Origin of the sequence: Sorangium sp. So ce394, from assembly GCF_051474665.1 — a bacterium.
Lineage (GTDB): Bacteria > Myxococcota_A > Polyangia > Polyangiales > Polyangiaceae > Sorangium > Sorangium cellulosum_D.
Genome location: NZ_CP150339.1, coordinates 4,745,808 through 4,767,723, shown reverse-complemented (window position 1 = coordinate 4,767,723; position 21,916 = coordinate 4,745,808). Strand labels below are relative to the sequence as shown.

General features: G+C 72.5%; 20 protein-coding genes. 11 read left to right on the top strand and 9 right to left on the bottom strand.

Features of this window, described 5'->3' with window-relative positions:
* Positions 1 to 55: 55 nt before the first annotated feature.
* A complete protein-coding gene (locus WMF33_RS17610; RefSeq protein ID WP_061622134.1) occupies positions 56 to 499 on the top strand; it encodes a response regulator in 444 nt (147 codons plus the stop codon).
* 375 nt (positions 500 to 874) lie between these two features.
* A complete protein-coding gene (locus WMF33_RS17605; protein WP_437338213.1) occupies positions 875 to 1,684 on the top strand; it encodes a sensor histidine kinase in 810 nt (269 codons plus the stop codon).
* 104 nt (positions 1,685 to 1,788) lie between these two features.
* Here the strand turns inward: WMF33_RS17605 and dapE are convergent, their stop codons facing one another.
* The 4 genes from dapE to ndk are packed head-to-tail and all read right to left on the bottom strand — an operon-like array spanning position 1,789 to position 5,119.
* The gene (gene dapE, locus WMF33_RS17600) at positions 1,789 to 2,892 is read right to left on the bottom strand and encodes a succinyl-diaminopimelate desuccinylase (RefSeq protein ID WP_437338212.1); all 1,104 of its coding nucleotides are present in this window, start codon (positions 2,890 to 2,892) and stop codon (positions 1,789 to 1,791) included.
* Positions 2,889 to 3,764, bottom strand: coding sequence for a 2,3,4,5-tetrahydropyridine-2,6-dicarboxylate N-succinyltransferase (locus WMF33_RS17595; RefSeq protein WP_061622132.1), 876 nt, complete (start codon positions 3,762 to 3,764; stop codon positions 2,889 to 2,891). The genes dapE and WMF33_RS17595 overlap by 4 nt, the downstream gene beginning before the upstream one ends.
* A gap of 42 nt (positions 3,765 to 3,806) precedes the next feature.
* Positions 3,807 to 4,685, bottom strand: a complete 879-nt coding sequence (locus WMF33_RS17590; RefSeq protein ID WP_437338211.1) for a hypothetical protein — start codon at positions 4,683 to 4,685, stop codon at positions 3,807 to 3,809.
* Complete coding sequence (gene ndk, locus WMF33_RS17585; protein ID WP_061629540.1) at positions 4,685 to 5,119, bottom strand: nucleoside-diphosphate kinase; 435 nt, start codon at positions 5,117 to 5,119, stop codon at positions 4,685 to 4,687. Before ndk ends, WMF33_RS17590 begins: the two co-directional genes overlap by 1 nt.
* Positions 5,120 to 5,478: 359 nt before the next feature.
* Here ndk and WMF33_RS17580 point away from each other — a divergent pair, with 359 nt between their 5' ends.
* The 7 genes from WMF33_RS17580 (at position 5,479) to phoU (ending at position 12,433) form a co-directional block, all read left to right on the top strand.
* Complete coding sequence (locus WMF33_RS17580) at positions 5,479 to 6,174, top strand: response regulator (protein WP_020735531.1); 696 nt, start codon at positions 5,479 to 5,481, stop codon at positions 6,172 to 6,174.
* Positions 6,175 to 6,182: 8 nt separating this feature from the next.
* Entirely contained in the window at positions 6,183 to 7,658 is a 1,476-nt protein-coding gene (locus WMF33_RS17575; protein ID WP_437338210.1) for an ATP-binding protein, read from the top strand.
* 87 nt (positions 7,659 to 7,745) lie between these two features.
* Positions 7,746 to 8,861, top strand: coding sequence for a phosphate ABC transporter substrate-binding protein PstS (gene pstS / locus WMF33_RS17570; protein ID WP_437338209.1), 1,116 nt, complete (start codon positions 7,746 to 7,748; stop codon positions 8,859 to 8,861).
* 89 nt (positions 8,862 to 8,950) lie between these two features.
* On the top strand, positions 8,951 to 9,913 hold the full coding sequence (gene pstC / locus WMF33_RS17565) for a phosphate ABC transporter permease subunit PstC (RefSeq protein ID WP_437338208.1): 963 nt from the start codon (positions 8,951 to 8,953) through the stop codon (positions 9,911 to 9,913).
* On the top strand, positions 9,910 to 10,824 hold the full coding sequence (gene pstA / locus WMF33_RS17560) for a phosphate ABC transporter permease PstA (RefSeq protein ID WP_437338207.1): 915 nt from the start codon (positions 9,910 to 9,912) through the stop codon (positions 10,822 to 10,824). Before pstC ends, pstA begins: the two co-directional genes overlap by 4 nt.
* Before the next feature lie 9 nt (positions 10,825 to 10,833).
* A complete protein-coding gene (gene pstB / locus WMF33_RS17555; protein ID WP_437338206.1) occupies positions 10,834 to 11,691 on the top strand; it encodes a phosphate ABC transporter ATP-binding protein PstB in 858 nt (285 codons plus the stop codon).
* A 16-nt stretch (positions 11,692 to 11,707) separates the two neighbouring features.
* Entirely contained in the window at positions 11,708 to 12,433 is a 726-nt protein-coding gene (phoU, locus tag WMF33_RS17550; protein WP_020735525.1) for a phosphate signaling complex protein PhoU, read from the top strand.
* On the opposite strand, the gene WMF33_RS17545 is transcribed toward phoU, so the two are convergent.
* The 4 genes from WMF33_RS17545 to WMF33_RS17530 all read right to left on the bottom strand — a co-directional run bounded on the left by WMF33_RS17545 (position 12,430) and on the right by WMF33_RS17530 (position 14,911).
* Positions 12,430 to 12,933 (bottom strand): molybdenum cofactor biosynthesis protein MoaE, encoded by a 504-nt coding sequence (locus WMF33_RS17545; protein ID WP_437338205.1) that lies wholly within the window; start codon positions 12,931 to 12,933, stop codon positions 12,430 to 12,432. The two genes, phoU and WMF33_RS17545, sit on opposite strands and share 4 nt — an antisense overlap.
* A complete protein-coding gene (gene moaC, locus WMF33_RS17540; protein WP_061629535.1) occupies positions 12,930 to 13,445 on the bottom strand; it encodes a cyclic pyranopterin monophosphate synthase MoaC in 516 nt (171 codons plus the stop codon). Before moaC ends, WMF33_RS17545 begins: the two co-directional genes overlap by 4 nt.
* 75 nt (positions 13,446 to 13,520) lie before the next feature.
* Positions 13,521 to 14,639 carry a GTP 3',8-cyclase MoaA gene (gene moaA, locus WMF33_RS17535; protein ID WP_437338204.1) on the bottom strand — a complete coding sequence of 373 codons (1,119 nt, stop codon included), beginning with the start codon at positions 14,637 to 14,639 and terminating at the stop codon, positions 13,521 to 13,523.
* A gap of 20 nt (positions 14,640 to 14,659) precedes the next feature.
* Entirely contained in the window at positions 14,660 to 14,911 is a 252-nt protein-coding gene (locus WMF33_RS17530; protein WP_063823977.1) for a MoaD/ThiS family protein, read from the bottom strand.
* A gap of 127 nt (positions 14,912 to 15,038) precedes the next feature.
* Here WMF33_RS17530 and WMF33_RS17525 point away from each other — a divergent pair, with 127 nt between their 5' ends.
* On the top strand, positions 15,039 to 18,581 hold the full coding sequence (locus WMF33_RS17525; RefSeq protein ID WP_437338203.1) for a protein kinase domain-containing protein: 3,543 nt from the start codon (positions 15,039 to 15,041) through the stop codon (positions 18,579 to 18,581).
* 160 nt (positions 18,582 to 18,741) lie between these two features.
* Here WMF33_RS17525 and WMF33_RS17520 read toward each other — a convergent pair whose 3' ends face one another.
* Positions 18,742 to 19,434, bottom strand: a complete 693-nt coding sequence (locus WMF33_RS17520) for a hypothetical protein (RefSeq protein ID WP_437338202.1) — start codon at positions 19,432 to 19,434, stop codon at positions 18,742 to 18,744.
* 470 nt (positions 19,435 to 19,904) lie between these two features.
* Here WMF33_RS17520 and WMF33_RS17515 point away from each other — a divergent pair, with 470 nt between their 5' ends.
* Positions 19,905 to 21,908, top strand: coding sequence for a PAS domain S-box protein (locus WMF33_RS17515; protein WP_437338201.1), 2,004 nt, complete (start codon positions 19,905 to 19,907; stop codon positions 21,906 to 21,908).
* The last annotated feature ends 8 nt before the right edge of the window (positions 21,909 to 21,916 follow it).

The following is a 21,916-nucleotide window of genomic DNA, read 5'->3' as shown; positions in this document are numbered from 1 at the left end:
TCGCGTTCGTTCGCGATGTCGGGCGGCGCGCCGACGAATGGAAAGGTTCACTGGGATGGAAGTGAAGTGTGACGACAACGCGTTCTCGCCGCTCGTCCTGGTCGTGGACGACTTCCAGGACAACCGGGAGATGTTCGCGGAATACCTGTCTTTCTCCGGGTTCCGCGTGGCCGAGGCGGCGACCGGTCGGGAGGCGCTCGATCGCGCCTTCGAGCTGATCCCGGACCTCATCCTGATGGACCTGTCGCTCCCCGAGATCGACGGGTGGGAGGCGACGCGCCACCTCAAGAGCGACCCGCGCACGAAGCGGATCCCCATCGTCGCCCTCACCGGCCACACGCTCGCGGGCCATTCGCGCGAGGCGAAGGACGCGGGGTGCGACGCGTTCCTCACGAAGCCGTGCCTGCCGGACACGCTCGTGCTCGAGATTCGCCGCCTCCTGTCGCGCGTCGAAGGCGACACGCGGGGCCCGTCGCCGCAGCCGGAAAGAACGACCTGACGCGTCGCGAATCTGCTCTCCAGCCACCCCGCGAAACCGGCGCGGCGCCCGCACGATCCGCGAGGCGCGCGATCCGGGAGAGGAACAGCGCACGTGCGCTCCCGCGCTGCCATGACTTGACTGAGGCACCACCTGACTATCCCGAGCACAGTCTTTCTGGCTAACTGATCGCTTGAGAGGCAAGAGGGAGCGAGGATGGCGGGGGTGACGAGGAAAAAAGCCGGAAAAGACGCGACGGACAGCGCGGATGGATCGCCCGGCCGCCCGCTCCGCGGGCGCGCAACGGCGGTGCCCCTGCGCTCGCCCAAGAGGGGATCGGCGTCGGTTGCAGCGGCCGGGCCTCGCTCCGCGGGGCCGGCGACCCTGCGCGCCAGGGTGCCCAGGCGATCGAAGGCGGACTCGGACCGGCACGCCCCGCGGGGCGACGCGGCCGAGCGCGAGCGGCTCGAGGAGCAATGCCAGCGGCTGGAGCGCCGCGCCGAGACGGCCGAGCGCATGCTCCGCGAGACGGTGTCCACCATCTCTCACGATCTCAGGAACTCGCTGAGCGTGATCGTGGTCAGCGCCCGCATGCTGATGCGCTCGAGCCCCCAAGAAGGCCCGGGGCGGCGGCAGATCGAGGCGATCACCCGCGCGGCGGACGACATCAACCAGCTCGCGCAGGACCTCGTCGACGCCATGAGCATCGAGAGCGGCTCGCTGAAGGTCGGCAAGGGCGCGCACGAGGTCGAGCCGATCCTCGACCGGGCGATCGAGCTCGTCGCCCCGACCGTCGCGCTGAAGCCGCTCGAGATCGCGAAGGAGCTGCCGCACGACGTGCCGCCCATCGCGTGCGACCGGGAGCGCATCGTCCAGGTCATCGCGAACCTGCTCGGCAACGCGATGCGCTTCACGCCCAAGGGCGGACGCATCACCGTGCGCGCCGAGCCCTCGGGCAACGACGCGCGGTTCTCGATCTCCGACACCGGCCCCGGCATCGCGCCGGACCAGCAGCCGCTGCTCTTCGCCCGGCACGCGCCCGCTCGCCGGCCCCTCGGACAGGGGATGGGGCTCGCGGCGTTCGTCACCAAGGGCATCGTGGAGGCCCACGGCGGCACGATCTGGGTCGAGAGCTCGCCCGGCCAGGGCAGCACGTTCTTCTTCACCATCCCGGCCGCCGGGCTCTCGGTGCGCGCAGCGCCCTGACCGAGAGCCCGCGCGCGCGGAAGAGCGCGCGCGTGACGACCCTCGAGAGCGGCGCGCGCGCCCGCGGGCATGGCCGCGGTGTGCGCGCAGCAGCCGCGCCCCCGTCAGGCCGGCCCGAGCCCCGAGAGCCAGCGGCGGAGGATCGCGCGGCCCTCCGACAGCTTGCGCAGCGACGCCCACTCGTTGCGCTGGTGCGCCTGGGCGTTCTCGCCGGGGCCGAAGTTCACCGCGGGCACGCCGAGCTCTGCGAAGCGGGCCACGTCGGTCCACGCCTGCTTCGGCTCGACCGCGGCGACGCCGGCCTCGCGCAGCGCCACGACGAGCGGGTGCGACGCGTGCGGCAGCGCCGACGGGCTGAGGTCGCGCCACTCGATCTCGGCGCGGCCGGCCACGAGCGCCTCGATGGTCCGCTGCGCCTCCTGGATCGAGGTCCCCGGCGGGAAGCGGTGGTTCAGGTTCATGGTGAACTCGTCGGGAACGACGTTCCGCCCGCGCCCGCCCTGCGCCATCGTCGCCGTCGTCACGGCCCGGTAGACGAACCCGTCGATCTCGACCTCGCGCGGCGCGAGGGCGGCGAGCTCGACCAGGAGCGGGCCCGCCTTGTAGATGGCGTTCTCCCCCTGCCACGGCCGCGCGCTGTGCGCCGTCCGCCCGCGGAACGTCAGCCCCGCGTGCAGCGAGCCGCTCGCGCCGAGGCTCAGCTTGTTGTCGCTCGGCTCGAGGCACACCGCGAGATCGAGCGCGCGGAGGCCCGGCTCGCGCTCGATGACCAGCGCGAGCTCGTTCTCGAGGTACGGGCCCTCCTCCCGGGCGTAGAACACGAGCGTCAGATCGACGCCCGCGACGTCCTCCCGCGCGCCCTCGGCGAGGTCGAGCATCAGCGCGAGGCCCGACTTCATGTCGCTCGCGCCGGGGCCGTAGAGGCGATCCCCCTCGATGCGCGGCGGCCCGTCGTGCGACGTGCGCACCACGTCGAGGTGCCCGGCCAGCGCGATCTTCGGGCCGCCCGTGCCCTGCGTCACCTGCGCGACCAGCGAGTCGCCGTGACGGCGCACCGGCGCGGCGAGCTGCGCCCGACCGAGCCGCTCGGCCACCGCGGAGCACAGCTCCTGCTCCTCCCCGATGGGCGACGGGACCGAGCACAGCCAGAGCAGCGTGTCCGCGAGCGCGGCCTCGGCCGCCGCGCCCCGATCGGGCCGCGCGCTCACACCGGCACCGCGAAGTCGCGCAGCGCCGCGTTGAGCGACACCTTGCGGTCGGTCGCCTCGCTCCGCTTGCCGATGATCAGCGCGCACGGGATCGAGAACTCCCCCGCGGGGAAGCGCTTCGGCCGCGTGCCCGGGATGACCACGCTGCGCGCCGGCACCCGGCCGCGGTGCTCGACGACCTCCGGCCCCGTGACGTCGAGGATCGCCGTCGACGCGGTGAGCACCACGCCGGCGCCGAGCACCGCCTCCTCCTCGACGACGACGCCCTCCACCACGATCACGCGCGAGCCGACGAAGACGCCGTCCTCGATGATCACCGGCCGCGCCCCCGGCGGCTCGAGCACCCCGCCGATGCCGACGCCCCCGGCGAGGTGCACGCCTCGCCCGATCTGCGCGCAGCTGCCGACGGTCGCCCACGTGTCGACCATCGACCCCGCGCCGACCCACGCGCCGATGTTCACGTAGCCGGGCATGACGATCGCGCCCTGCTCGAGGAACGCGCCGTAGCGCACCGTCCCCGGCGGGACGACGCGGACGCCCGCCTTGTCGAGCCCGCGCTTGAGCGGGATCTTGTCGTGGAACTCGAAGGGGCCGACCTCCATCACGCTCATGCCGCGGAGCGCGAAGTAGAGCAGGATCGCCTCCTTGATCCACGCGTGCGTCACCCACCGGTGCGCGGCGCCCTCGCCGGAAGGCGCCGCGCCTTCGCCGCCCGCCTGCGGGGTCTTGTCGGGCTCCGCGACGCGGAGCAGGCCTTGATCGAGCTGCTCGATCGTGCGGAGGACCGCGGCCTCGTGCGCGGGCGAGCGCAGGAGCTCGCGGTCGCGGAACGCCGCCTCAACAAGGGACTTCAGGGATTCGTCGGTGGCCATGGCGGCGCCTTTAGCACGGCCGCGACAGCACCGGCAGCGGCGTCAGAACGTCATGGTGACGACGCGGCCGCCGGGCCCCTCGACGAGGTCGACGCCCGCGCGGCGCGCGACGACGCGGGCCACGGCGGCGGCCCGCTCGCCGCCGTCGCGCAGCACCACGTCGAGGGCGACCGCCGGCGCCCCCTCGCGCGGGCCGCGCTCCGCGATGCGCACCGTCGAGCGCCCGTCCGGCAGGCGGGACACGGCGAGGTGGGGGCTCGCCACGCCCGCGGCGTTGACCATGCCGACGGCGAGCTCCATGAGCCCGCTCACGGCGCGCACGTCGCCCTCCACCTCGTTGGCGCGGCTGTCCGAGGAGGCGACCGAGATGCCGACCACGGGCCGCCCCTCGACCGCGGTGGCGCTCCAGTTGCGGAGCACGTCGATGAGATCGAGCGGCGTGGGGCGCAGCTCGAGGGTCGCGATCACGAGCTCGGACAGGCGCAGCGCGCCGCTCAGCGCCCGGGCGGTCCTGCGCACCGACGCCTCGAGCGCGAGGCGCTGCCGGGCGTCGATGCCGCGCTCGGCGCCGGCGCGCTCCCCGCGGCCGCGCCCGGGGCCGCGCCCCGCCGGGGCGCCCGCGGCGGCGCGCGACAGCTCGTCCGTGAGGCGCGCGACGTCGACGCCCGCGTGCTCGAGCACCGCGCACGCGGCGTCGGCCGCCGCGGGGTCGTCGGTCGCCACGAAGCCGTCGCGGACCGCCGCGGAGAGGCTGTCGAGGGCGGCGACCAGCGCCGCGCACCCCTCGCACACCTCAGGCAGCGCGAGGGCGACCCCGCGCGGCCCGACGCGGCGCGAGCCGAGCAGGTGGGCGAAGCTCTCGATGCCTGCAGCGCCGTCCCGCGCCGCGCCGAGCGCAGCGGCGAGCCGCTCGCCGAGCATCAGTTGGTCGCGCTCGGAGCGACCTCGTAGCCTGCGAAGAAGTAGGCGATCTCGCGCGCGGCGGTCGCCGTCTTGTCGGAGCCGTGGACCGCGTTCTCGCCCACGCTCGCCCCGTGCAGCTTGCGGATCGTCCCCTCCGCCGCCTTCGCCGGGTCGGTCGCGCCGATGACCTCGCGGTACTTCGCGACCGCGTCCTCGCGCTCGAGGGCCATCACCAGGATGGGGCTGCGCGACATGAACGTCACGAGCTCGTCGAAGAAGCCGCGCCCCCGGTGCTCGGCGTAGAAGCCTTCCGCCTCCGCGCGGCTGAGGTGGATGCGCTTCATCGCTTTGATCGTGAAGCCCTCCTGCTCCAGGCGAGCGATGATCGCGCCTGCCTTGTTCTTTTCCATTGCGTCGGGCTTGATGATTGAGAGGGTTCGCTCGAGGGCCATGGGCGGGCCAGTTAGGCGAAAACGCCGAGCGTTGCAAGCGCCACGCATTCCGTCCTCAAGGTCGGCGACCGGCCTCGCTGCGCGTCGCCTGCTGCGCGCCGCCGCGCTCCCGCCGTTCCCGCCCGCCTGCGCCTCGCGCTCCCGGCCGGTCTCCCGGCGGCGCCCAGGGCCGCCTCCGATCGGGCCGTCCGCCGCCCGGCGCGCCCCCGTGCGCCGTCGCGCGCGCATCGCCGCGCTCCCGTCGGCCTCGCGCTCCACCGCCCGCTCGCAGGCGCTCCGCCTCGTGTGCTCGTGGTGACGACGCGCGGCACGCGCGATCGCCATGAAGCTGTCACAATGCGCTGCTACACCCACCGTCCATGCCGAGCCACGTGCTCATCGTCGAGGACGAGCGCGACCTCCAGCGCGTCCTTACGTACAACTTCCGTCAAGCTGGCTTCGATGTGGTCTCCGCCGGGAGCGGAGAGACAGCGCTCCGCGCGGTCAAGGAGGAGCGGTTCGATCTCGTCCTGCTCGACCTGATGCTCCCGGACATGTCGGGCACGGAGATCTGCCGCCGCCTGAAGCAGAACCCGCAGACCTCCGCGGTCCCCGTCATCATGGTCACGGCCAAGGGGGAAGAGATCGATCGGATCGTCGGCTTCGAGCTCGGGGCCGACGACTACGTCGTCAAGCCGTTCAGCGTGCGAGAGCTCATCCTGCGCGCGCGGGCGATCCTCAAGCGCTCCGAGAGCCCCACGTCGGCCCCGGAGAAGTTCGATTTCGGCATCCTCCGGGTCGACCGGGCCGCGCACAGGGCGTGGGTGCAGGAGAACGAGATCGCGCTGACGGCGCTCGAGTTCCGCCTGCTCATGATGCTCTACGATCGCCGCGGGCGCGTGCTCTCGCGCGACCTCTTGCTCGACGAGGTGTGGGGCTCGCACGTCGACGTCACCGCGCGCAACGTCGACACCCACGTGAAGCGCGTCCGCGAGAAGCTCGGGGCCGCCGGCGACTACATCGAGACCGTGCGCGGCGTCGGCTACCGGTTCCGCGCCGAGCCCGAGGCCGCCTAGGGGCCCTCATGCTCGTGTTGAGGCGGCTCGGCATCGGCGCGAAGCTCGTAGCGGCGACGGTGCTCGTCCTCCTCGTCGCGGGCGTGCCGATCGAGCGCCTCGCCGCGCGCGACATGGAGGCGGCGCTGGTCGCGGAGCACAGCCCGCGCGCCGCCGTCGACGCGGCCCTCTCGCGCTCGCGGCGGGCCATGCTGTTCGGCATGGGCGCCGTGATCGTCGTCGCCGTCTCGGTCGGCGCCGCCACCACCTTCTTCATCACGCGCCCCATCCGGCGGCTGACCCGCTTCGCGCTGGCGATGTCCGAGGGCGACCTGTCGACGCGCGCGCCCCTGCGCGGCTCGGGCGAGCTCCGCCAGCTCGCGCGCGCGCTCAACCACCTGACGAGCGAGCTCTCCCGCTCCATCGCCGAGGTCCGGACCGAGCGCGATCTGCTCGCTGGCATCCTCGACGGCATGAGCGAGGGCGTGCTCGTGCTCGATCGCGACGGGCGGATCCTCCTCGCCAACCGGGCGCTGCGCGCGATGGCCTCCCTGGGCGAGGACGCGCTCGGCCGATCGGTCATCGAGTCGATCCGCAACGCGCACCTCACCGAGGCGATCCAGCTCGCCGGCCAGCGGGACGAGCCGGTCGACGTCGAGGTCGAGCTCGGGCGGACGCTGCCGCGGCGGCTGCTCGTGCGGGTGTCGCGCCGAAAGGCCCCGGCGCACGACGCGCTCGACGCGCGCGCGGAGCACGACGGCGCGCCCACGGAGCCCGGGCTCATCGCGGTGTTCCACGACGTCACGGATCTCCGCCGGCTGGAGACGATCCGGACCGACTTCGTCGCCAACGTGTCCCACGAGCTCAGGACGCCGGTCACCGCGATCAGCACCGCCGCCGAGACGCTGCAGCTCGGCGCGCTGCAGGACCCCCACGAGGCCGCCGAGTTCGTCGACGTGATCGATCGGCACGCGAAGCGGCTCCGCCACCTCGTCGACGACCTGCTCGACCTCTCGAAGATCGAGGCGAAGAACTTCCGCCTCGCGCTCGCCGATCTCGACGTCGCCCCCGCCATCGAGCACGTGACGCAGCTGCTCGCCGAGGCGGCGCGCCGCCGCAGGGTCACGCTGACCGTCGACGCCGCCGCGCTCCCGTCCGCGCGGTGCGACCGCCGCGCGATCGAGCAGGTGCTCATGAACCTGCTCGACAACGCCATCAAGTACGCGGGCGAGGGCGCTCACGTCACGGTGCAGGCGCGCTCGGTCGATCAGCAGGTGACGATCGCCGTCGCCGACGACGGCCCCGGCATCCCTCCTCACCACCTGGGCCGCATCTTCGAGCGGTTCTACCGCGTCGACGCCGGCCGCTCGCGCGACCTCGGCGGCACCGGGCTCGGCCTCGCCATCGTGAAGCACCTGGTCGAGCTGATGAACGGCTCGATCGAGGTCGAGAGCGCCATCGGCCGCGGCACCAAGTTCACCGTCCGCCTCGCGCGCGCCGTGTGATCCCAGCGAAGTCGGGAAAATCCGGTACTCGCTGTTCCACCCTGCCGTCACACGGCTGTCACAAAGCTCGACTACGCCTGACGGTGCATGGCTCGAATTCTGCTCACCCTGGCGATGTTCCTCCTGGCCGCTGGATGCGGTCGCTCCGACGGTCCCCAAGAGACCGGCTCGCTTCCCGGCTCGAAGCCGAACGCGGCGCCCCAGCCGGGCGCCGATGGGGAGGTCACCCTGACGGGCGCGGGTGCGACGTTCCCGTATCCGCTTTATACGAAGTGGATCTCCGAGTTCCAGAAGGCCAACTCCAAGGTCAAGATCAACTACCAGTCGATCGGCTCCGGCGGCGGTATCCGGCAGATCACCGAGCGGACCGTCGACTTCGGCGCCACCGACGCGCCGATGACCGAGGAGCAGCTCGCCAAGGCGGCGGGCATCCTGCACCTGCCGACCTGCCTCGGCGCCGTCGTGCTGACCTACAACCTCGAAGGCGTGCCGTCGGGGCTGAAGCTGACGCCGGAGGCGACCGCGCAGATCTTCCTCGGCAAGATCAAGAAGTGGAACGACCAGGCCATCCAGCAGGAGAACCCGGATGTGAAGCTCCCCGACAAGGAGATCGCGACGGTTCACCGCTCGGACGGCAGCGGGACCACCAAGATCTTCGTCGACTACCTGAGCGCGGTGAGCCCGGAGTGGAAGAGCGGCCCCGGGACCGGGACCAGCGTCAACTGGCCGGGCGGCCTCGGCGCCAAGGGCAACGACGGCGTCTCCGCGCTCATCACGAGCACGCCCGCGTCGATCGGCTACATCGAGCTCGCGTACGCGATGCAGAACAAGCTCACCTTCGCCTCGCTCAAGAACAAGAGCGGCAAGTTCGTCGCCCCGTCGCTCGAGAGCACGACCGCCGCGGGCGCCGGCGCCGCCGCCAAGATGCCGGACGACCTCCGAATGTCGATCGTCGACGCCGAGGGCGAGGACGCGTACCCCATCGCCGGCTTCACCTACCTCCTCGTCTACCAGGAGCAGAAGGATCTCGCGAAGGGTAAGGTGCTCGCCAACTTCGTGAGGTGGGCGATGCAAGACGGCCAGAAGTTCACCAACGACCTCCACTATGCGCCGCTGCCGACGGCGGTCGTCGAGAAGGTCAACAAGAAGCTCGCCACCGTGGTGGGCCCCGACGGCAAGCCCCTGCTCACCCCAACGCCATGAAAGAAGGCGCGTCAGCGGCGCGCACGGCGCTCCGCCGCGCGCCGCCGGCGCGCGCGCAGGATAGGCCCATGAGCACGGTAGAAGTCCCCATGCAACAAGCCGCATCGACCGCGTCCGGGGGCGACGCGGCGCGCGGCACGCGCGGCGCGGATCGAGCGTTCCGCGTCATCCTGACGGTGTTCGGCCTGACGGTGCTCGCGGTGCCCACGCTGATGGTGCTGGAGCTCGTCCGGTCGTCCCGGCTGGCCATCGACAAGTTCGGCCTGGGGTTCCTCACCGGCACCGTGTGGGACCCCGCCCGCGAGCAGTTCGGCGCGCTGCCGTTCATCTACGGCACGGTCGTCAGCTCGCTGATCGCCATCGCGCTCGCGGTCCCCGTCTCGCTGGGCCTCGCGATCTTCCTCTCGGACCTCGCCCCCCACCGGATCCGCAAGCCGCTCGGCTTCATGGTCGAGCTCCTCGCGGCGATCCCGAGCGTGGTCTACGGGTTCTGGGGCATCGCCGTGCTCCGCCCCTGGCTCCGGGAGACCATCGAGCCGTTCCTGATCAAGCACCTCGGCTTCCTGCCGCTCTTCGAGGGCCCGCCGCTCGGCATCGGCATGTTCGCCGCGGGCGTCATCCTCGCGATCATGATCGTCCCCACGATCACCTCGGTCTCGCGCGAGGTGATGCAGGCGGTCCCGCAGCTGCACCGCGAGGCGGCGGTCGGGCTCGGCGCCTCCGCGTGGGACACCATCCGCTACGCGGTCCTCCCGTCCGCGCGCTCGGGCATCATCGGGGCGATCATCCTCGGGCTGAACCGGGCGCTCGGCGAGACCATGGCGGTCACCATGATGATCGGCAACGCCCCGAAGATCAGCGCGTCGATCTTCCACCCTGGGTATTCGATGGCGAGCGTCATCGCCAACGAGTTCGTCGAGGCGACGAGCGACATGTACGTGTCGGCGCTCGCCAACGTCGCGCTGCTCCTCTTCGGGGTCGCCCTCCTCCTCAACCTCTTCGCCCGGTGGCTCGTGAGCTCGACCAAGAGCAAGCTGGAGAGACGCGCATGAGCAACGACACCCCGGCCCCCGCGGCGCGCCCCTCCGCCGCCGCTCGACGCACGCTGCTCGAGCCGGCGCCCGGCGAGCGCCTGCGCCGCGCCCGCAGCTACTTCTTCGAAGGGCTCTGCGTCTCGAGCGCCGTCGTCGTCCTGGTCCCGCTGTTTCTGATCTTCATCTACGTGGTCAGCAAGGGCCTGAGCGGGCTCTCCCTCGACTTCTTCACCCAGCTGCCGAAGCCGCCGCTCGGCGACGAGCGCAGCGGCATGGGCAACGCGGTGGTCGGCACGCTCATCCTCGTCGCGATCGGCTGCTGCATCGGGCTGCCGACAGGCATCCTCGCCGGCATCTACCTCGCCGAGATCGGCCGGGGCAAGCTCGCGAGCGCGATCCGGTTCATCGCCGACGTGCTCGGCGGCGTGCCCTCGATCACCATCGGCGTGTTCGTCTACGCCCTCGTCGTGGTCCCGATGAAGCGCTTCTCGGCGCTCGCCGGCGGCATCGCGCTCGCCATCGTGATGCTCCCGACGGTGACCCGCACGACGGAGGAGCTGCTCAAGCTCGTGCCCGCGCACCTCCGCGAGGCGTCGCTGGCCCTCGGCGTCCCGGAGTGGCGCACCAGCCTCCTCGTCGTGCTCCGGACGGCCTCGCCGGGCATCGGCACCGGCGTGATGCTCGCCGTGGCCCGCATCGCCGGCGAGACCGCGCCGGTGCTCCTCACCGCGCTCGGCTTCCAGTACTGGAGCGTCGCCGTCGACCGACCCATCGCCTCGCTGCCGGTGCAGATCTGGAGGAATGCGACCTCCCCCTACCCGAAGTGGCAGCAGGAGGCCTGGACCGGCGCGCTCGTGCTGATCGCCATCGTCTTCTTCCTCAATCTGCTCGCCCGAATCGTCACGTCCCGGAGCGTCAAGGCGCGTTAAAGGCACCCGATGAGCTCGTTTGACTCACCGCACGATGGACAGACCGGACAACGCCGCGGCGGGCTCGACGCGGAGGGCGACCGCCGCTCTGTGGAGTCCGAGCCCGAGGCGCCGCAGGCCAAGATCAGCGTCACCCGGCTGAACGCTTACTTCAACAAGTTCCACGCCATCCACGACATCACGCTGGACATCCCTGACGGCCAGGTCACCGCGGTCATCGGCCCGTCCGGATGTGGCAAGTCGACGTTCCTGCGCTGCCTCAACCGGATGCACGAGCAAGTGCCCGGGGCCACGGCGAAGGGCTCCGTCATGATCGACGGCGTGAACATCTATGATAAGGCGGTCGACCCGGTGCGATTGCGCCGCCGCGTCGGCATGGTGTTCCAGAAGCCCAACCCCTTTCCCACGATGTCGATCCGGGAGAACGTCCTCGCCGGGCACAAGCTCAACGGCGTCTCCGTCAAGGACGCGACCGGCCTCGTGGAGAAGTGCCTTCGCCAGGTCGCGCTCTGGGACGAGGTGAAGGACAAGCTCGATCAGTCCGGGCTCTCGCTCTCCGGCGGCCAGCAGCAGCGGCTCTGCATCGCCCGCGTCCTCGCCGTCGAGCCCGAGGTGATCCTGCTCGACGAGCCGTGCTCGGCGCTCGATCCCATCGCGACCGCGCGCATCGAGGAGCTCATCGATGAGCTCAAGCAGCGGTATACTTGCGTGCTCGTCACGCACAACATGCAACAGGCCGCGCGGTGCTCTGACTACACGGCTTTCTTCTACATGGGGGATTTGGTGGAGTTCGACAGGACCCAGACAATTTTCACCAACCCGAAGGAAAGCAAAACGGAAGACTACGTCACCGGTAAGTTCGGCTGAGGGGAGTGGGAATTTCATGCCGACGTCGCACACGAGCAAGGTCTACGAGCACGAGCTGCGCACGCTGCGCGAAAAGCTGCTGCTGATGGGCAGCCTGGTCGAGGAGATGATCCAGAAAGGCTCGACCGCGCTCGCGACGCGCGACACGGGCCTCGCCAAGGCGACGATACGGCTCGATCGCCGGATCAACCGCCTGGAGTGCGAGGTCGACGAGCTTTGCATGAGGATCCTCGCGACGCGCCAGCCCGTCGCCTCGGATCTGCGCTTCGTCACGACCGCGCTCAAGATCGTCACCGATCTCGAGCGGATCGGCGACCTGGTGGTGAACGTCTGCGAGCGGGTGCAGGAGCTCAACGAGGAGCCGCCGCTCGCGCCGGCGGCGGAGCTGCAAGGCCTCTCGGACGAGGCGATCGAGGTGGTGCACGAGGCGCTCGACGCGCTGGTCGCCCGCGACTGCGACCGAGCGCAGCGGCTGCTCACGCGCGACGACGTGATCGACGAGCACTACGCCCGCATCTTCCAGGAGGTGCTCCTCATGATGAGCCGCGACCCGAGCACCGTGTACAGGGCCACGCGCATCCAGTCGATCGCGAAGTACCTGGAGCGCATCGCCGATCACGCGATGAACATCGCCGAGTCGGTCGTGTTCCTCGTCAAGGGCACGGACATCCGGCACAACAACCGCCTGCAGGAGAACGATCCGCTCTCCACCCCGCCGCCGCCCGGGCTGCGCCTGCGCTAGGCGCCGCCGGCGCCGCCCGGAGGCGCCGCGCCGTCGTGGCCGTGCGCGTGCTCGTGGTGCTCCTCGGGCCCGTGCTCGCCGCCGCAGCGGGCGTCCTCCCAGCCGACCCAGTACGGGCCGTCCGGCCCGTGCTCGCGCTTCCAGATCGGCAGGCGCGCCTTGATGCGGTCGATGAGCAGGCGGCACCCGCGGAACGCCTCGCCCCGGTGCGGCGCGCTCGCGGCGCAGGCCACGGCGACGTCGCCGATCCGCAGCGCGCCCACCCGGTGCGTCGCGGCGACGCGCACGCCGGGGATCTCCGCGGCGATCTCCGCGAGGATCCGCTCGAGCTCGGCCTCGGCCATCGTCCCGTACGCCTCGTACTCCAGCAGCGTGACCGCCCGGCCGTCGTTGACGTCGCGGACCACGCCGAGGAACGTGGCGATGCCGCCCGCGCCAGGGTGGGACACGTCGGCGATGAGCTCGTCGAGGCGGAGCGGCTCGGTGCGGATCCGGCTCACGGCGCGCTCCTCTGGAAGTGACCGGAGCGACCCCCGCTCTTCTCGAGGAGCTTGATGTCCGAGATCACCATCTCGCGATCGATCCCCTTGAGCATGTCGTAGATCGTCAGGCACGCGGCGCTCACCGCGACCATGGCCTCCATCTCGACCCCGGTGCGATCCAGCGCCTCCGCGGCCGCGGTCACCCGGATCGCCGCGGAGGGCTCGTCCACGTCGAGCTCGACCGCGACGTGGGTGAGCGCGATCCCGTGGCAGAGCGGGATGAGCTCCGGCGTGCGCTTCGCCGCCATGATCCCGGCGATCCGCGCCGCGGCGAGCACGTCGCCCTTCGGCGCGTCGGCGCGCGCGACGCGGGCGATCGTCTCGGGCCGCATCAGGACGGCGCCCGACGCGACCGCGCGGCGGTGCGTGACGGGCTTGCCTTCGACAGGCACCATGCGGGCCTCGCCGCTCGGGGACAGGTGGGTCGAGAGCGCTGCGCCCTCGCCGGATCGATCAGGAGTGTGCGACATCGCTCCGGAATCTGACACGGCAGCCCGCAGGACCGGAAGCCGATCCGTGAGCCAGGGCCCGCGCCAGCCGCGGCGTCAGCCGCCGATCGCGCGGATCGACACCGCGGAGGCCGTCTCTTCGGTGCAGCCCTTCCAGACCTTGCCGTCGGGCTTGAGGCGCCACGCCTCGTCCAGGCGCCGCCGGATCGCCGCCGGATCGCCGGCCTTCGCCTCGCGCGAGGCGTCGACGCCGTCGTCCGTGGCGAGGCACGGCCGGAGCACGCCCGTCGACGAGACGCGCAGCCGATCGCAGCTCTCGCAGAACGTGTCGCTCGTGCCCGTGATGAACCCCACGCGGAGCGACGGGTCGCGGCGCGCGCGGACGTACCGCGCCGGCCCCAGGCCGGGATCCGAGATCGCCTCCTCCGGGAGGAGGTGCTCGGCGAGGCGCGCCCTCATCTCGGCCGCGGTGACGAGGTGCTCGCCGACGAGCCGCGCGCCCTCGGCGATCGGCATCACCTCGAGGAAGCGCGGGACCATCCGCCGCTCCCAGGCCCACAGCGCGAGCCGCTCGATCTCGTCGTCGTTCACGCCGCGGAGGACCACCGTGTTCAGCTTGATCGACGAGAAGCCCGCCGCGATGGCGGCGTCGATGCCCTCCAGCACCCGGGCGAGCTCGCCGCCGCGGGTCATCTCGCGGAAACGCGGTGGGTCGAGGGTGTCGATCGAGACGTTCAGGCGGTGCAGCCCGGCGTCGCGCAGCGGCGCGGCGAGCCGCGCGAGCTGCGAGGCGTTCGTCGTGAGCGCCAGATCCTCGAAGCCGAGCGCGGCGAGGGACGCGACGATCGAGACGATCTCGGGGTGGAGCAGCGGCTCACCGCCGGTCAGGCGGACCCGGCGGATGCCGGCGTCGCGCAGGGCCTCGAACATGGTGCGCCAGGCGGGCGTCATCAGCCGGCCGTCGGTGTAGCCGTCGTGGCGCGACGGGCGGCAGTAGGTGCACGCGAAATCGCACCGATCCGTGACCGAGATGCGCACGCTGCGCGGCGCGGGCCCGGCGTGCGCGGAAGGCGCGCCGCGGACGGCGTCGCGGTACGGGATCGCGGCGGCGCGGCGGCCGGCCTCCCCGCCGCCGACGAGCGGCAGCGAACGCCGCCGCTGGGCCGGCGCGTCTCCCCCCACGCGCGTAGAATCGAGGCCGGTCGAAGAAGACATGAAGCGTCCCTCGCGGGCCCCTAGCCGCCCGCCACCGGTGGGATGAGCGCCACCTCGTCCCCGAAACCTACAGGATCGCTCGGCGTCGCATAAACGCCGTTCACCGCCACCCGGATAGAGCCCTTGTAGGGGATCAGCCCCGGATAGCGCGCGCAGACCCGATCGAGGAGCTCCGCCGCGGTGCAGGGGCCAGGCAGCGGCAACGCCACTTCTCCCGCGCCGAGAACGTCCCTCGCGCCAGCGAAAGCGAGCACGCGAACCGCCGCATCCATCGCCGCAACCTAGCATCGCTCCGCGGAAGCGACACGACGAACTGGGGCCGAGCGACCTCGGGCCAGCCGGGCGAGATCGAGTCTACCGGGCCCGGCCGGCACGGCTATCATCGGACCGCTCACCGCCATGTCCGAAGAAGGGTTCTTACCGGGCACGATCCTGGCCGGTCGCTACCAGGTCCGCCGCGAGCTGGGTCGCGGCGGCATGGGGGTCGTCTACCTGTGCCGCGATCTCGTGATCGACGAGCGCGTCGCCGTGAAGCTGCTCGACCGGCCGGGCGCGGCCGCGCGCCCCGAGGACGCCTGGTGGTTCCAGGAGGAAGCCCGGGCGCTCGCCGGCCTCTCGCACCCGGCGCTCGTGAAGGCCCGCGACTTCGGGGCGCTCAGCAACGGGACGCCGTACCTCGTGATGGACGCGGTCCCGGGGAGGTCGCTCCACGAGTGGCTCTACCTCGCCCGGCTCGAGGACCCGCTGCCCTGGCCGATCATCTGGAGCGTCATCGACCAGGTCCTCGGCGCGCTGGCCCACGCGCACGCGCGCGGGGTGATCCACGGGGACCTGAAGCCCTCCAACGTCCTCGTCGACCTCCAGCACGGCGGGGAGCCGCCGCTCGTGCACGTGCTCGACCTCGGGCTCGCCTGGCTCATCCAGGACCGGATCGATCACCGGCTCGACGGCTCGCGGGAGAGCGAGCCGACCGTGCGCTGGGGCGCGGGCACCCCGGGCTGGATGGCGCCGGAGCAGATCCGCTTCGCGGCGCCCCACGTGGGGCCCCCGACGGACCTCTACGCCCTCGGCTGCATCCTCTACGCCCTGCTCGCGGGCGGCGAGGTCTACGACGGCACGAACGACGAGCTCCTCCAGCAGCACCGGAGCTCGCCGATCCCGGATCTACCGCTGCCCCCGGAGGTGCCGAGCGACGTCGCGAAGTTCGCGAAGCGGCTGCTCGCGAAGCGGCCGTGGCACCGCTTCGATTTCGCGGGCGACGCGCGGCGGGTCTGGAAGCGGTTCGAGCCGCGCAGCGACGTGAACGTGACCGCCACGCCGCTGCCGCTGGCGTTGCTGACGACCGGCCGGCTGCCGCCGAGCCGCAAGGAGCTGCTCACCCCCGAGCTGATCGAGCCTCCAGACGACGACCCTCCGCCGTCGGTGACGACCACCGGCCTGCTCGCGCTCCGGCCGAGCCCGTTCGTGGCCCGGACCGGCGAGCGGGCGCGCCTCATGGAGGTCGTCGCCGAGATGGTCGACGCGCCGAAGGCGATGCACCGGTTCGTCCTGCTCGCGGGCGAGGCCGGCGTCGGCAAGAGCCGGCTGGCCGAGTGGCTCTGCGAGGAGGTGCACGAGCGGGCGCTCATGGTGCCGCTCCGCGCGCGCTACCGCCGGATCGCGGCGCCGCTCGACGGCGTCCTCGGCGCCGTGACCCAGCACTACCGGCTGGAGCGGGCCGAGCGCGAGATCGTCGAGAAGGTGCTGATGAACCTCTGGGAGGTGCCGCCCGAGGACGAGGTCGGCAAGACGTGGGTCGCGGCGACCGCCGAGTGGATCAAGCCGTCGCCCCCCGGGAGCGAGGCGGTCGGCCCGACGGGGAAGCGCTTCCGCCTGGACCGGCCGGAGCTGCGCTGGCTGATCATCCGCAAGACCCTGGAGCGGATCGGCCGCGATCGGCCGGTGCTGCTCTGGCTCGACGACCTGCACTACGCGTCCTCGACGACGTTCGAGGGGCTCCTCACGCTGCACCGGGACGCGCCGAACCTCGGCCTCCTGGTCGTGGCGACGGTCCGGAGCGAGGCGGTCGAGTGCGATCCGGTCGCGGCGAAGCGGCTGGAGGGGGCGCTCGCGGCCTACGGCGGGGAGCGGCTCGACGTAGCCCCGCTGAACCCCGCGCAGACGCACGCGCTGCTCCGGGAGACGCTGCCGCTCGACGACGCGGCGGCCGAGGCGGCGACGGCCCGCAGCAAGGGCAACCCGCTGTTCGCGCTGCAGCTCTTGCACGCGTGGGCGGGCGGCGGCCACCTCCAGCTCCGCGCGGGCAAGTACTTCGTGCCGAAGGCGTCGATGGCCGTGCAGGCCGCGACCACGGCCGACCTGTGGGAGGAGCGGCTCGCGGCCCTGCCCGAGGAGCTCCGGACCGGCGCGCGCGCCGCCGCCGCGCTCGGCGGCGACATCCGGCGCGAGATCCTGCGCGCGCTCCTCGCGTCGCTCGACATCGCCGCGGACCGCGCGATCGCGGCCATGCAGCGCGCCCAGATCCTCCTCGCCGTGGGCGATCGGCTCCGCTGGCCGCACGCGCTGCTCCAGGAGCACCTCCTCTCGCAGCTGTTCCTCGAGCCGGACGCGGCGCGCGTCTTCCGCGCCGCCGCCGACGCGCTCGGCGCGCACCCGTTCGCGTCGAGCCGCCGCATCCTCCGGCACCGGGTGGTGAGCCTGCTGCGCGCCGGCGACACCGACGAGGCGGCCGCGCTCATGCACGCGCACGTGGCGGCGCACTGGCAGAGCTCGCGCGACATCGCCGCGACGCTGCGCGATCTCGCCGTGCTCGACGGCAAGCTGCCCGGGGGGAGCGACTCGCGCCCCGGGCTCCGGGGCGCGGAGGCGCGGCCCGTGCTGACCGGGACGCGGCTCGGGACGCAGCTGCGCTTCCGGGCCGAGGCGCTGCGGCTGGCGGGGCGGCTCGACGAGGCGCGGCGCGACGCGGATGACGCGCGGCGCATCTTCGAGCACGCCGGCGACCGGGAGAACCAGGCGCACTGCCTGCGCCTGCTCGGGCACATCGCGTCGGACGTCGGCGCGGAGGCGCAGGGCCGGCGGCTCGTGGCACGCGCGCACGCGATCTTCGACGAGATCGGCCACCGCCACGGGCAGGCGCAGTGCGAGGTGCTGCTCGGGGAGATCGACTACCAGCTCGGGGAGCACGCGCGGGCGCGGGCGGTGCTCGCGTCGGGGGAGGCGCGGTTCCTTGAGGTCGGCGATCGGCTCGGGAGGGCGCAGTGCCTGCTGCTCCAGAGCATGGTCGAGCAGGCCGGGGCGCTCTCCGAGGCGGCGCGGTCGCTGCTCACGACCGCGCGGACCGACTTCGACGCGATCGGCTACCGGCTCGGGCTCGCGCAGTGCGACCTGACGCTCTCGCACGTGGATCACCGCCTCGGCGACTTCGAGGCGGCGCGCGCGGGCGCGCTCGCGGCGCGGCAGAGCTTCCGCGATCTCGCGAACCCGCGCGGCGAGGCGGGGTGCGAGCGGCTGCTCTCGATGGTCGCGCTCGACGCGGGCGCGCCCGAGCTCGCGGAGGAGCACGCGCTCGCGGCCGGCAGGATCTACGAGACGCTGGCGGACCCGTGGGGGCTGGTCGAGGCGCGGCTCTTGTTCGCGCAGATCGCGCTCCACCGCGGGGACGCGGAGCAGGCGCGCGAGCACCTCATGGCGTGCGAGGCGGTGGCGCTCGCGGAGGCGGAGCCGCGGCAGCACCGGCACCTGACGCTGGCGTGGCTCGCGTACCACGAGGGGCGGTTCCACGAGGCGGCGCGGGAGCTCGACGCGGCGCGGGCGTCGTTCAAGGACAGCCGGACCGGGGACCACACGCCGCAGCTCCTGGAGCGGTTCGCGCGGATGGGGTGGCCCAAGCCGGCGGGGACGCGGATCAGCGGGTGGATGCGGACGCTGGCGCTCGCCTGAGGTGAGGCTGGCGTGGGGGCTTGAGGACGTTCCCTGATGCGGCGAACGTCAGGCCCGAAGCGGCAACACGCCCCGAGTGGCCCGTGTGGTTCGCGGGGTGGTGGGGCCCCGACGAGCTTCGCTCGGCGGGGCGGCGGGGGCGCGTGCCCCCGCCGTGTAACTAGAGCGGCAGCCAGAAGTCGGGGCCGAAGAGGCGGCGCGCGGCCTCGATCGTGCGCAGGGCGCGCGGGAGGTCGAGCTTCGCCTGGTGCTCGGCCAGCTGCACGACGTACGGGATCCAGAGCGGCCGGCAGACGACGAGCGCCGCGAAGTGGAACTCCGCCTCGTCGGTCTGGCCGCGATCCACCGCCACCCGCGCGAGGATCGTGTGCACCGGGACCGGCGACCCGAGCGGCGCGATCGCCGTCGCGCAGCGGCGCACGCTCTCCGCCGCCTCCTCGCTGGGATGCCGGCGGAACTCCTGGAACGCCTCCTCGAGCTCGTGCTCGTCGCTCACCTGCTCCGGCAAGTGCTCCGCGACGAGCCGCTTCCAGTGCTCGACGAACGGCAGATCCGCGAGCGCGCTCGACCTGTCGGCGTGGGCGAGGAGCAGATCGGCCTCCTTCCAGTCGCCCGCCTCGCGCGCAAACTCGAGCCCGGAGACGACCCGCGCCTCCTCGTGCAGCCCAGGCTCCTTCGTCATGAGCCAGCGCTGCCAGTAGAGCGCGCCGCGGAACGCCACGCGCGCGAGCGGCTCCTTGCCCTCGGCCCGCTTCGCCAGCGCCGCATCCATGAGCGCGCTCTTGTGCCGCTGCACGTCGTCGACCACGAGGCTCGCCGGCCAGGCGCAGAGCCCGCACGCCTCGGAGATCATCGCGCCCACCTCGCGCCGCACGAGAACCGCCCGCCAGCGGACCGCGCTGAAGGAAACCTCCCCGACACAGAGCAACGCTACCACGACGCGCGCGGCACGCGAGAGGTCGTCGCCGGCAAGTGGCAGGCAGACAACAAGCGTGTGGGCGGCGCAGCCGCGCGCAGCCGCGCACAGCCGCGCGCAGCCGCCAGATGCGACGGTCACCCCGCGCCGAACCGGGCGAGCTGCGCCGAGGCAAGCGCGCCGCGCCGGCGGCGCGGGCGACGTTCGGGGCAGCACGGCCGCGGGGCTTCGCCCGCGGAGCGAGCGGACTCATGATCCTCGATCTCCACCGAGGCTTCCTGCACAATGGGCCGTTGGCGGCAGCGACGGAGGGGGGGCGCAGGCGGCCGCTCGAGGTGCTGATTGGCGATCGAGCTCGAGAGGACAACCCGGCACGAGGGCGCTCTCAGCGCCAGGCGGCGCCGACGATGAGCCATCGTGATCTTTACCGCGCCGCGTTCGAGGCGGCCGAGGACGCGCTCCTCCTCCTCGAGGACGGGCGCGTGATCGACGCCAACCCGAGCGCGGTGCGCCTGCTCGCCGGGCCCGAGGAGGGCCTGCTCGGCCGCGAGCTCGCCGGGCTCTCGCCGCTCCTGCAGCCCGACGGACAGGCCTCCGCGGAGGGCCTGAAGCAGCGCATCGATGCGGCGAGCCGCGGCGAGCCGCAGCGGTTTCGATGGCTCTACCGGCGGCCGAACGGGGGCTTCATCCAGGCCGACACGCAGCTCGCGAAGCTCGCGCTGCCCGACGGCTCGGGGCCGATCCTGCGCGCGGTGGTGCGCGAGGAGGACAAGGAGCAACGCCGCCTCTACGCGCTCGCCGTCGACATGCTCGGCGTCGCGACGCTCGACGGGCGCTTCAAGGAGCTCAGCCCCTCGTGGGAGCGGACGCTCGGGTTCAGCCGCCAGGAGCTGATGGCCCGGCCGTACGTCGAGTTCATCCACCCCGAAGACAAGGCGCGCACCCTCTCGGAGACCGACACGTTCTCCACCGGCGCGCAGACGCTCACCTACGAGAACCGCTTCCGCTGCAAGGACGGCTCGTACCGGTGGCTCGAGTGGAACGCGATGCTCGCGCTCGACGAGGGGCTCGTCTACTTCGTCGTCCGCGACGTCACGCGGCGCAAGACCGCCGAGATGGCGCTCCGCGAGTCCGAAGACAAGCTGCGGGCGCTCTACGAGGGCATCCCGCACGTCCTCATCGTCGCCGACAAGGATGCGCGGATCGTCTCCGTCAATCGGACCCTTCCGGGGCTCGATCCGGAGAGCGTCCTCGGCCGGACCATCTACGACTTCACGTCGCCGGAGTACCACGCGACCCTGACGCAGGCGCTCGACACCGTGCTCACGTCCGGCGGCCAGGCGCACTACGAGGTGATCGGCCTCGGGGCGAACGGCGAGCGAGCGTGGTACGCGAACCACGCCAGCCCGATCCGGGGCGCCCAGGAGGTCACGAACGTGCTCATCGTGACCGAGGACATCACCGAGCGCCGGCGCGCCGAGGAGCAGCGCCGCGAGAGCGAGGCGCGGTTCCACGCCGCCGTCGAGGCCAGCATGGACGCGTTCCTCACGATGACGTCCCGCCGCGACGGGGGCGAGGGGGTCGCCGACTTCGTGATCACGGGCCTCAACGCGCGCGCCGCGGCGATGCTGTCGATGCAGCGCGAAGCGCTCCTCGGCCGGCGCCTCTCGGAGCTCGAGCACTCGGCCGAGGCCGGCGTCCTCCTCGACAAGTGCCTGCGCGTCATCCGGAAGGGGGCGCCGCTCGAGGAGGAGATCCTCCTCCCCGCGCCCCCCGCCCAGCCGTCGCGCCCGCGCGCCTGGGTGCACCACCAGATCGTGCCGATCCGGGACGGCGTGGCCGTGACGATGCGGGACACCACCGACCGCAAGCGGCTCGAAGACCAGCTGCGCCAGTCGATCGAGCGCCTCGAGGCGTACGCCGAGGAGCTGGAAGGCAAGAACCGGATGCTCGCCGAGGAGAACGCCGAGCGCGAGCGGACCGCGAGCGTCCTGCGCCAGCAGCAGGAGGCGATCCGCGCGCTGTCGACGCCGATCATCCAGGCGTGGGAGGGCGTCCTCGTCCTGCCGATCATCGGCGCGCTCGACAGCGGTCGGGCCACGCAGATCATGGAGAAGCTGCTCGGGGAGATCGTCCGCACGCAGGCCCACTTCGCCGTGCTCGACCTGACCGGCGTGGAGGACGTGGACGGGCCGACGGTCGACCACCTGCTCCAGGTGGCCCGGGCCGCGAGCCTGCTCGGCAGCCGCTGCCTCGTCTCGGGCATCTCCCCCGGCGTCGCGCAGGCGATCGTCGAGCTCGGCAGCGACGCGCGGACCTTCGAGACGTTCGGGGAGCTGGAGGACGCCCTGCGCCACGCGCTGCGCGTGTCCGGCGCGCGCCCGCCGAGGCCGCGGCGCACGGCGCGCTAGCTCCGCGC

What these genes read in the sequence shown, in the direction of transcription:
- WMF33_RS17575 (WP_437338210.1), top strand. Translation starts at nt 6,183, where the DNA reads ATGCTCGTGTTGAGGCGGCTCGGCATCGGCGCGAAGCTCGTAGCGGCG.
- WMF33_RS17525 (WP_437338203.1), top strand. Translation starts at nt 15,039, where the DNA reads ATGTCCGAAGAAGGGTTCTTACCGGGCACGATCCTGGCCGGTCGCTAC.
- WMF33_RS17580 (WP_020735531.1), top strand. Translation starts at nt 5,479, where the DNA reads ATGCCGAGCCACGTGCTCATCGTCGAGGACGAGCGCGACCTCCAGCGC.
- WMF33_RS17520 (WP_437338202.1), bottom strand. Translation starts at nt 19,434, where the DNA reads ATGATCTCCGAGGCGTGCGGGCTCTGCGCCTGGCCGGCGAGCCTCGTG.
- ndk (WP_061629540.1), bottom strand. Translation starts at nt 5,119, where the DNA reads ATGGCCCTCGAGCGAACCCTCTCAATCATCAAGCCCGACGCAATGGAA.
- pstS (WP_437338209.1), top strand. Translation starts at nt 7,746, where the DNA reads ATGGCTCGAATTCTGCTCACCCTGGCGATGTTCCTCCTGGCCGCTGGA.
- WMF33_RS17595 (WP_061622132.1), bottom strand. Translation starts at nt 3,764, where the DNA reads ATGGCCACCGACGAATCCCTGAAGTCCCTTGTTGAGGCGGCGTTCCGC.
- WMF33_RS17610 (WP_061622134.1), top strand. Translation starts at nt 56, where the DNA reads ATGGAAGTGAAGTGTGACGACAACGCGTTCTCGCCGCTCGTCCTGGTC.
- moaC (WP_061629535.1), bottom strand. Translation starts at nt 13,445, where the DNA reads ATGTCGCACACTCCTGATCGATCCGGCGAGGGCGCAGCGCTCTCGACC.
- WMF33_RS17515 (WP_437338201.1), top strand. Translation starts at nt 19,905, where the DNA reads ATGAGCCATCGTGATCTTTACCGCGCCGCGTTCGAGGCGGCCGAGGAC.
- WMF33_RS17530 (WP_063823977.1), bottom strand. Translation starts at nt 14,911, where the DNA reads ATGGATGCGGCGGTTCGCGTGCTCGCTTTCGCTGGCGCGAGGGACGTT.
- pstA (WP_437338207.1), top strand. Translation starts at nt 9,910, where the DNA reads ATGAGCAACGACACCCCGGCCCCCGCGGCGCGCCCCTCCGCCGCCGCT.
- pstC (WP_437338208.1), top strand. Translation starts at nt 8,951, where the DNA reads ATGCAACAAGCCGCATCGACCGCGTCCGGGGGCGACGCGGCGCGCGGC.
- moaA (WP_437338204.1), bottom strand. Translation starts at nt 14,639, where the DNA reads ATGTCTTCTTCGACCGGCCTCGATTCTACGCGCGTGGGGGGAGACGCG.
- WMF33_RS17590 (WP_437338211.1), bottom strand. Translation starts at nt 4,685, where the DNA reads ATGCTCGGCGAGCGGCTCGCCGCTGCGCTCGGCGCGGCGCGGGACGGC.
- pstB (WP_437338206.1), top strand. Translation starts at nt 10,834, where the DNA reads ATGAGCTCGTTTGACTCACCGCACGATGGACAGACCGGACAACGCCGC.
- phoU (WP_020735525.1), top strand. Translation starts at nt 11,708, where the DNA reads ATGCCGACGTCGCACACGAGCAAGGTCTACGAGCACGAGCTGCGCACG.